This window comes from Nostocoides jenkinsii Ben 74 (genome assembly GCF_001046875.1).
GTDB classification, from domain to species: Bacteria; Actinomycetota; Actinomycetes; order Actinomycetales; family Dermatophilaceae; genus Nostocoides_A; species Nostocoides_A jenkinsii.
Genome location: NZ_HF571038.1, coordinates 3,765,798 through 3,767,058, shown reverse-complemented (window position 1 = coordinate 3,767,058; position 1,261 = coordinate 3,765,798). Strand labels below are relative to the sequence as shown.

At 69.6% G+C, this 1,261-nt stretch carries 2 protein-coding genes; one reads left to right on the top strand and one right to left on the bottom strand.

The genetic code is table 11. The features are described from left to right. Positions 1–375 (bottom strand): DUF998 domain-containing protein (locus BN13_RS18970; RefSeq protein ID WP_157038752.1); only part of this gene is annotated, 375 nt, incomplete at its 3' end. Between the two features lie 109 nt (positions 376–484). On the opposite strand from BN13_RS18970, the gene yiaA reads away from it, so the two are divergent. After that, positions 485–1,036 carry an inner membrane protein YiaA gene (yiaA, locus tag BN13_RS17970; protein ID WP_084733811.1) on the top strand — a complete coding sequence of 184 codons (552 nt, stop codon included), beginning with the start codon at positions 485–487 and terminating at the stop codon, positions 1,034–1,036. Positions 1,037–1,261 lie beyond the last annotated feature (225 nt).

Genomic DNA, 1,261 nt, shown 5'->3' with positions numbered 1-1,261 from the left:
CGCGGGCAGGAGTTGTGGCAGCACCCCGACGGCCACGCCGGCGAGCCCGGAGAGTGCGATGGAGAGCTGGACGCCTGGGCCCGTCGGGCGAGGGTGCCTGGCGGGGAGACATGCGCCGGTTAGGGTGACCAGGACCCCGGTGAGGGCAAGGGTCACGACACTCACCCACGCGTATGGCGTGCCCGCCGCCCCCAGAGCGGTCACCGACACCTGGGTCGCGTCATACCCGGGCGGTTGGCGGGCGGCGGCCCAGGCGGTGCCGACGGCGAAGACCAGGGGGGCCGCGATGGCTGCGCTCGCCGCGACCCGCGGGGCGGATCGGCGGGGCGGGTCGATCGAGGTCCCCGGACGCGCGCTGGGTGGTGACGCCGGCATCAATCGACCCTAGGCGAGATCGCTGGGAGCGTACGGCGCAAAGGCTGAGGGACGAGTCGAGTACGCCTACTCACGCGGCGGGTGCCCTCGACCTCTTAGGTTCGACGACATGAACACCGCTGACCTGAACGCCGCTGTCGCGCCCGACGCTCCCGCGGCCCCCGCCGTGGCCGCCCCGACCACCGCCTTTGTGGGCGCCTCCTGGGTCGCACTGCTGCTCGGCATGACCGGCTTCCTCACCGGTCTCTTCAACGCCTCGATGGACTTGTCGGAGAAGGGTTTTTATCTGACCCTGTTGCTCTTCGGGCTATTCGGAGCCGTGTCGGTGCAGAAGTCGGTGCGCGACCGCGCCGAGGGCATCGAGGTCAGCGCGCTCTATCTCGGCCTCTCCTGGGCGGCCGTCGGCATCTCGCTCAGCCTGCTGAGCATCGGCCTGTGGAATGCCGAGTTGGCCCCCAGCGAGAAGGGGTTCTATGCGATGGCCTTCGGTCTGGCGATGTATGCCGCGGTGGCCGTCCAGAAGAACGTCCGCGACCTCGCCGTCGCCAACCGGACGGCCCCCCGCGGAAACTCTACTGGCAACTCCGGTGGAAGCGCGTCGACTGGTGCGGGCGAGACCGGCCCGGCGAACAACCCGCTCCGCTGGCGCCTGGGCAGCTGAGCCCGGCCGCGGCATACCTCATGGTGCGACCGGGGCATGTGACTAGGGGGATGTGACTCGGGGCATGTGACTTGGGGTGGCGCCAACCCGCGCAGGGGTCGGGTTGGCGCCGCCTCGCCGACTCACCCCAGCACGCTCACCCCAGCACGCTCGCCTCGATGCGACAACTCAGCACAGGTTAGTCAACTGCGGACAACTTGCAAGGTGTCCACAGTTGACTAACTG

Bases quoted from the DNA above. Each gene is read 5' to 3' on its own strand.
- yiaA (WP_084733811.1), top strand. From the start codon at position 485: ATGAACACCGCTGACCTGAACGCCGCTGTCGCGCCCGACGCTCCCGCG.